The sequence below is a fragment of the Leclercia sp. LSNIH8 genome (assembly GCF_002920195.1).
Classification (GTDB): domain Bacteria; phylum Pseudomonadota; class Gammaproteobacteria; order Enterobacterales; family Enterobacteriaceae; genus Enterobacter.
In genome coordinates, this window is record NZ_PQJY01000015.1 from 70133 (window position 1) to 78280 (window position 8148).

Annotated in this window: 6 protein-coding genes; 2 read left to right on the top strand and 4 right to left on the bottom strand. The window is 58.0% G+C overall.

The genetic code is table 11. The features are described 5' to 3' along the window. Positions 1-62: 62 nt before the first annotated feature. Positions 63-2021, bottom strand: a complete 1959-nt coding sequence (gene acs / locus C3406_RS24450) for an acetate--CoA ligase (protein ID WP_103177882.1) — start codon at positions 2019-2021, stop codon at positions 63-65. Between the two features lie 420 nt (positions 2022-2441). Between acs and gltP the strand changes: the two genes are divergently transcribed. Further along, the gene (gene gltP, locus C3406_RS24455; RefSeq protein WP_103825416.1) at positions 2442-3755 is read left to right on the top strand and encodes a glutamate/aspartate:proton symporter GltP; all 1314 of its coding nucleotides are present in this window, start codon (positions 2442-2444) and stop codon (positions 3753-3755) included. 76 nt (positions 3756-3831) lie between these two features. Here gltP and C3406_RS24460 read toward each other — a convergent pair whose 3' ends face one another. Both C3406_RS24460 and fdhF read right to left on the bottom strand, forming a co-directional pair. Then, positions 3832-4506: a tetratricopeptide repeat protein gene (locus C3406_RS24460; RefSeq protein WP_103825417.1), complete on the bottom strand. Its 675-nt coding sequence runs from the start codon at positions 4504-4506 to the stop codon at positions 3832-3834. Between the two features lie 194 nt (positions 4507-4700). After that, positions 4701-6848 (bottom strand): formate dehydrogenase subunit alpha, encoded by a 2148-nt coding sequence (fdhF, locus tag C3406_RS24465; protein ID WP_103826505.1) that lies wholly within the window; start codon positions 6846-6848, stop codon positions 4701-4703. A 266-nt stretch (positions 6849-7114) separates the two neighbouring features. Here fdhF and C3406_RS24470 point away from each other — a divergent pair, with 266 nt between their 5' ends. Further along, complete coding sequence (locus C3406_RS24470) at positions 7115-7849, top strand: response regulator (RefSeq protein WP_103825419.1); 735 nt, start codon at positions 7115-7117, stop codon at positions 7847-7849. On the opposite strand, the gene C3406_RS26115 is transcribed toward C3406_RS24470, so the two are convergent. Continuing rightward, positions 7846-8148: PfkB family carbohydrate kinase (locus C3406_RS26115; RefSeq protein WP_233210595.1), on the bottom strand; the 303-nt coding region annotated here is incomplete at its 5' end. The genes C3406_RS24470 and C3406_RS26115 overlap by 4 nt on opposite strands.

Sequence of the window (8148 nt, forward strand, 5' to 3'; positions counted from 1 at the left end):
ATCCTTTGGGGTGGTTTTTATATTCCCCTCTCCCTTTAAGGGAGAGGGCTAAGGTGAGGGTATTACGATGGCATTGCGATGGCCTGCTTCTCTTCGAGCAGTTTGTCCACCACGCCAGGATCGGCGAGCGTAGAGGTGTCGCCTAAATTGCTGGTATCCCCCGCCGCAATCTTGCGCAGAATACGGCGCATGATTTTGCCGGAGCGGGTTTTCGGCAGCGAGTCGGTCCAGTGCAGCACGTCCGGGGTGGCAAGCGGGCCAATCTCTTTCCGCACCCAGTTACGCACTTCGGTATAGAGCTCGGGTGACGGCTCTTCGCCGTGGTTTAAGGTGACGTAGGCATAGATCGCCTGGCCTTTGATGTTGTGTGGAATACCGACCACCGCCGCTTCGGCGATTTTCGGATGTGACACGAGGGCAGATTCGATCTCGGCGGTCCCCAGACGGTGGCCGGAGACGTTCAGCACGTCGTCCACGCGCCCGGTGATCCAGTAGTAGCCGTCTTCATCACGACGCGCGCCGTCGCCGCTGAAGTACATATTTTTGAAGGTGGAGAAGTAGGTCTGCTCAAAGCGATCGTGATCGCCAAACAGGGTGCGCGCCTGACCCGGCCAGGAGTCGGTGATGACCAGGTTGCCCTCAGTGGCCCCTTCCAGCGGCGTGCCTTCGTTGTCCACCAGCGCAGGCTGAACGCCAAAGAACGGACGGGTCGCGGAACCGGCTTTCAGCTGGGTGGCGCCCGGCAGCGGGGTGATCATGAACCCACCGGTTTCGGTCTGCCACCAGGTGTCGACCACCGGACATTTCTCGTTGCCGATCTTCTTCCAGTACCACTCCCAGGCTTCCGGGTTGATCGGCTCACCCACGGAACCGAGGATACGCAGGGAGGAGCGGTCGGTGCCTTCAATCGCCTTATCGCCTTCAGCCATCAGGGCGCGGATCGCGGTCGGGGCGGTGTAGAGAATATTGACCTGGTGTTTGTCCACCACCTGGCTCATGCGCGCCGGGGTCGGCCAGTTTGGCACCCCTTCAAACATCAGGGTGGTGGCGCCGCAGGCCAGCGGGCCGTACAGCAGGTAGCTGTGGCCGGTCACCCAGCCCACATCAGCGGTGCACCAGTAGATATCACCCTGATGATAATCAAAGACATACTTGAAGGTGGTGGCCGCATAGACCAGATAGCCGCCGGTGGTGTGCAGGACGCCCTTCGGCTTGCCGGTTGAGCCAGAGGTATAAAGGATAAACAGCGGATCTTCCGCGTTCATTGCTTCCGGCTGGTGCTGGTCGCTGGCCTGCTCAATCAGGTCGCTCCACCAGAGGTCGCGCCCCTCATGCCATTCAATGGCGTTGCCGGTGCGCTTGAGCACAATCACACTGTTGACGCTGTTTACATTGGGGTTTTTCAGCGCGTCATCGACGTTCTTTTTCAGCGGAACGGCGCGGCCAGCACGCACGCCTTCGTCGGCGGTGATCACCAGTTTGGAGCTGGAGTCGATAATGCGCCCGGCCACCGCTTCCGGCGAGAAGCCGCCAAAGATCACAGAGTGCACGGCGCCGATGCGGGCGCAGGCCAGCATCGCCACGGCCGCTTCTGGCACCATCGGCATATAGATGGCAACCACGTCGCCTTTCTTGATGCCCTGAGCCAGCAGCACGTTAGCGAAGCGGCAGACATCGCGGTGCAGTTCGCGGTAGGTGATATTTTTGCTCTGGGTGGCGTCGTCGCCTTCCCAGATGATCGCCGTCTGGTCACCGCGCTCGGCGAGGTGGCGATCCAGACAGTTGGCGGCCAGGTTCAGCGTACCGTCTTCATACCATTTAATAGAGACGTTACCTGGGGCAAAAGAGGTGTTCTTGACCGTCTGATAGGGCGTGATCCAGTCAAGGATTTTGCCCTGTTCGCCCCAGAAAGCGTCAGGGTTGGTGATGGAGTGTTGATACTTCTCCTGGTACTGCTCAGGGTTAATCAGGCAGCGGTCCGCAATATTTGCGGGAATGTCGTGTTTATGGACTTGGCTCATGGCTTTTATTCTCCTTGTAGGATGTTAATAATATGTCGCAAAAACGTTAATTGTAGGGGCTTTGGCAGCTTTGTTTACTATTTGGGCGACAGATCACGCAAATGTTAAAGCGTATAAAAAATGCGCGAATGACACTTAGAAGGAAAATAATTGCTCTTGAGGATTATTTGCTTTTGTGGATAAAAAAGCGTTTTTATAACAAAAGGTTATTTATCATCATCGATACAAATTAGCGTAACCACCTCTTTTGTCAGTCAAATGCCTCGTTCTTAAAGGCTTGCGCAGCATGCCGTGCAAATGGTACTGATACCGCGCGTTAAAAAACCCCATAAATGAACGCAACACAATTCATACCCTTTCAGTATGTGTCGTCCCCTTCGTTTTACGAGTACGAACACTTCATTGAGGAAGTTTCTTGTTATGAAAAATTTGAAAGTCAGCCTGGCCTGGCAAATTTTGCTGGCCCTTGTGCTGGGTATCTTGCTGGGTAGTTATCTGCATTATCACAGTGACAGCCGCGAATGGCTGATCGCCAATTTACTGTCACCGGCCGGTGATATCTTTATTCATCTGATCAAGATGATTGTGGTGCCGATTGTTATCTCGACGCTGGTGGTGGGAATTGCCGGGGTGGGTGACGCGAAACAACTGGGCCGCATCGGCGCGAAAACTATCCTTTATTTCGAAGTGATCACTACGGTGGCCATCGTTCTCGGCATCACGCTGGCAAATGTGTTCCAGCCGGGCGCGGGCATTGATATGTCGCAGCTGGCGACGGTGGATATTTCGAAATACCAGAGCACAACCGCCGATGTGCAGAGCCACTCCCATGGCCTGATGGGGACGATCCTGTCGCTGGTGCCGACCAATATCGTGGCGTCGATGGCGAAGGGCGAAATGCTGCCGATTATCTTCTTCTCGGTGCTGTTTGGTCTGGGGCTGGCGTCGCTGCCCTCTGCCCATCGCGAGCCGCTGGTGACCGTGTTCCGCTCCATCTCTGAAACCATGTTTAAAGTGACCCACATGGTGATGCGTTATGCGCCGGTAGGGGTGTTTGCGCTGATCTCGGTGACGGTGGCGAACTTCGGTTTTGCTTCCCTGTGGCCGCTGGCGAAGCTGGTACTGCTGGTGCATTTCGCCATCATCTTCTTCGCCCTAGTGGTGCTGGGTTTAGTGGCGCGCATGTGCGGGCTGAGCATCTGGATCCTGATCCGCATTCTGAAGGATGAGCTGATTCTGGCGTACTCCACCGCCAGCTCTGAAAGCGTGCTGCCGCGCATCATCCAGAAGATGGAGGCTTACGGCGCGCCGGCGTCGATCACCAGCTTCGTGGTGCCGACCGGCTACTCATTTAACCTTGATGGCTCCACGCTGTACCAGAGTATCGCCGCGATCTTTATTGCCCAGCTGTACGGCATTGACCTCTCTCTGTGGCAGGAGATCGTGCTGGTGCTGACGCTGATGGTGACCTCGAAAGGCATTGCCGGTGTGCCGGGCGTGTCGTTTGTAGTGCTGCTGGCGACCCTGGGTAGCGTGGGCATTCCATTGGAAGGACTGGCATTTATCGCCGGTGTTGACCGTATCCTCGACATGGCGCGTACCGCGCTGAACGTGGTGGGTAACGCGCTGGCGGTGCTGGTGATTGCCAAGTGGGAACACAAGTTTGACCGTAAAAAAGCGCTGGCCTATGAGCGCGAGGTGCTGGGGCGGTTTGATAAGACGGCTGACCAGTAAAGTAAAAAGCCGGGTGGCGCTTCGCTTACCCGGCCTACATCACCGTAGGCCCGGCAAACGTAGTGCCGCCGGGCATTTACTTCCCGCTTAACGCATCAAACTCCTCACATCCGGTATCAAACCCTTCGCTACAGCTCAGATTCAACCAGTAGAGCGCCTTCTGTTTATTGGGGATGATAAATCCCTCCTCGCCCTGCTTAAAGACCTGGCCCGCCCAGTACTCCGCATAGCCTGTGCGCGAGAGGGTGGAGCTCCGCTTAAACCACCGCGCGGCCTGCACATCATCCTGCGCCACTTCCACGCCGTTGGCGTAGATCAGCCCCAGCAGCTGCTGGGCATCAACGGCGGCGTCGTCTTCGGTATTCTCAGCGACCTTGTGCAGTAAGCTCAGCGCCTGCGGATAGTCGGTCTTCCCGGCCCGGGTGTTTACCAGCAGCCGCGCCAGCATCACGGCCCCCGGTGAGCTCCCGGCGACGGTCGCCTGCTGCGCAAGTCCTTTGGCCTGGGCTAAATCGCCGTGCTTTAACTTGATTTGGGACAGCAGCGCCATGGCATCGATATCGCCGTTTTTCGCTGCTTTTTCGGCCCAGATTTCGGCCTGCTTATCATCACCCGAGCTGTACCAGGTTTCGGCAAGATAGTACTGGGCCCGGCTGTCGCCCGCCTCGGCCTGCTTCCGGTACTGGCCGCCAATCTCCTCGGCGCTCGCCAGAGAAGTAAAAAGGATCAACAACAGATAAAGAGGTTTCATGCGTTATTTTCGTAGGGGTAGATAGCGGGCAGTATAAGCGGGCGATGTGAAGAAAAAAATGGGTGCGTTAAGACCTCCACTACCTACAAGCCGGGCGGGTCTCCCCGCCCGCTGAAGTTAGCCTGCTGCGCAGGCTAATTAGCCGCCACTTCGTGTTGTTCACTCTTTATACCCGTCATACTTCAAGTATTACATCACCCCATCGCGGTATCCCGTAAACTCTTTTTCAACGCATTATATTCATCGATAACATAGCGCTCGGCGGCAGCTTGATCCGCTATCGGCTCGACGCGCACGGCACAATATTTATATTCCGGCGTTTTGGTTATCGGGCTCAGGTTTTCCGTTACCAGCTCGTTCCAGGCACCCATCCACCACTGGTAGGTCATGTATACCGCACCTTTGTTTGGCCGATCGCTCACCTGGGCCCGGGTGATGACCCGGCCTTTACGGGAGGTGACCCACACCAGGGCGTCATCCTCAATGCCCAGCTGTTTGGCATCCCCGGTGTTGATTTGCACATAGCCGGGCTCATCCGCCAGCGCCGACAGCGCCGCACAGTTGCCGGTCATGGAGCGGCAGGAGTAGTGACCCACTTCGCGCACGGTGGAGAGCACCATCGGATACTCTGGCGACAGCGTATCCATCGGCGCCATCCAGTCGCAGGTGAAGAACTGCGCCAGCCCGTTCGGGGTATCGAATTTCTCGGCGAACAGGTACGAGGTGCCCCGATCCTCCGGCGACTCGTCCCGGCAGGGCCACTGAATATAGCCCAGCTCGCCCATCTTCTCGTAGGTCGCCCCCTTAAAGGCCGGGCAGAGCTGGCGCAGCTCGTCCCAGATTTGCTGGGTGTTATCGTAGTGCATCGGATAACCCATCCGGGTGGCAATCTCGCTGATAATCTGCCAGTCGGTTTTCAGATCCCACTTTGGCTCCACGGCTTTGAAGAAGCGCTGGAAGCCGCGATCGGCTGCGGTGTAGACCCCTTCATGCTCGCCCCAGGAGGTGGAGGGCAGGATCACGTCCGCTGCTGCCGCGGTTTTGGTCATAAAGATGTCCTGGACAATCACCAGCTCGAGATCCTCAAACGCCTGACGGACTGCCGAAAGTTCGGCATCGGTCTGCAGCGGATCTTCGCCCATGATGTACGCCGCCCGCACCTCGCCGTGGGCCGCGCGGTGCGGCAGCTCGCTGATACGGTAGCCGGGGTTCGCCGGCAGGCTCTCCACGCCCCAGGCTTTGGCAAATTTCTCGCGGTTTTCCGGAAACTTAACGTACTGGTAGCCCGGAAAGGTATCCGGCAGTGCCCCCATATCGCAGGCCCCCTGCACGTTATTCTGCCCGCGCACCGGGTTGACCCCCACGTGGGCTTTGCCGAGATTGCCGGTAAGCATGGCAAGGCTGGTCAGCGCGCGCACGGTTTCCACCCCCTGCCAGAACTGGGTCACCCCCATTCCCCACAGCAGAGTAGCAGTGTTGGCCCCGGCATACAGGCGTGCCGCCTGGCGGATCTCTCCCGCGCTCACGCCGGTGATGGTCTCCACCGACTCGGGCGTATAGCGTTCAACAATTTTACGGTACTCATCAAAGCCCTCCGTGCGGCTGGCAACGAAGGCCCGATCGTAGAGCTGCTCGGCAATAATCACGTGGCCGATGGCATTGAGCAGGGCGATATTCGAGCCGTTTCGCAATGCGATATGCATATCGGCAATGCGGGCGGTTTCGATGCGCCGCGGATCGCAGACAATGATTTTTGCCCCGTTCTGTTTCGCGCGCAGAATATGGTTGGCGACAATCGGGTGCGAATCCGCCGGGTTATAGCCAAAAATAAAGACTAACGCAGTGTTATCAATCTCGTTGATGGCATTGCTCATGGCGCCATTGCCGACCGACTGGTGCAGACCTGCAACCGAGGGGCCGTGTCAGACGCGGGCGCAGCAGTCGACGTTATTGGTGCCGATAACGGCGCGCGCAAACTTCTGCATCAGATAGTTGGTTTCATTCCCGGTGCCGCGTGACGAGCCGGTGGTCTGGATCGCGTCCGGGCCGTGCTTTTCCTTGATGGCGGTGAGGCGGCTGGCGACGTAATCCAGCGCCTTTTCCCACGAAACGGGCATCAGCTTGCCGCCGCGCGTTCTGCGGATCATCGGGCTTTTCAGCCGCGGGGTGAGGATTTGGGTATCGTTAATAAAATCCCAGCCGAAGTAGCCCTTCAGGCACAGCGTGCCCTGGTTGGTTTTGCCGTTGGCTGCCTCCGCCCGGACGATTGTGCCGTTATCGACCACCAGGTTGATCTTGCAACCTGATGCACAATAGGGGCAAACCGTGATGACGTTTTTCATCGATCTCGCTCCAGTTTCACATGATGCTGATATGTCGGTTGAGTATGCCGCCTCTAAGCCGCATTCCTGTTGTGGTTTTTCCCTGACTTTACGGGTGAATCCTGGGCAATACCCTGACGAAAAACAGGCCTGCGGCAAAAATTGCGACGGCGGAAGTGACAGGGGATGTGACGGCGGTTGAAGATTCGTGATGGAAAAGGCGTTTGGGCTGGAGCCTTGCACAGAATGGGCCAGACTGATCTTTATCTTCTCTATGGGATCCCGTAATGAAACCAGCAATTCTGGTGGTCGATGACGACACCGCGGTCTGCGAACTGTTGCAGGACGTTCTCAACGAGCACGTCTTTACCGTCCATGTCTGCCACAACGGGCAGGATGCGCTGCGTCTGGCCTGCCAGATACCGGATATTGCGCTGGTTTTGCTCGATATGATGCTGCCGGATATCAACGGCCTGCAGGTGTTACAGCAGCTGCAAAAGCAGCGGCCTGAGCTGCCGGTCATTATGCTCACGGGTCTTGGCAGCGAGTCGGATGTGGTGGTGGGGCTGGAGATGGGGGCGGACGATTATATCGGCAAACCCTTTAACCCCCGGGTGGTGGTGGCGCGCGTCAAGGCCGTACTCCGCCGCACCGGCGCGCTGGCGGCAGAGCCTGCGGCGGTCCCACGGGCAGGCGGGATCGGCTTTAATGGCTGGACGCTGGATACCGTCCGCTGCGAGCTGATTGACGCCGCGCGCAACGTGGTCTCCCTGACCCAGGGCGAATACGGTCTGCTGCTGGCGCTCACCCAGAATGCCCGGCGGGTGCTGAGCCGGGAACAGCTGCTGGAGCTGACCCACAGCGAAAGCGCGGAGGTGTTTGACCGCACCATCGACGTGCTGATCATGCGCCTGCGACGCAAAATCGAAATCAATCCCCATCAGCCCTTGCTGATTAAAACCATCCGCGGGCTGGGCTACGTCTTTGCCGCCGACGTGCAGCATGGCGACAGGGCGGCCTAGACCAGGCGGTTCTCCTCAATAAACAGCTGCAGCTCCTGCAACGTTTTCGCCCCGTCGATGGCGTTGGCGGCCAGCAGGCTGGCCCGGGCGCAGGCATGCGCCATCTGAATACTCTCCGTCAGCGACAGCGATTCGTGGCAGCCATACAAAAATCCGGCGCAGAAGGTCTCGCCAGCCCCGACGCTGCCGCCGCCAACCATCAGGTAGACACGGGCGGCCGCCATACCCCGGGAAAAAAAACCACGACCCACGTCCTCGGTACCCAGAAGATGCCTACAGAGGCCGCAGGCCAGCCATAC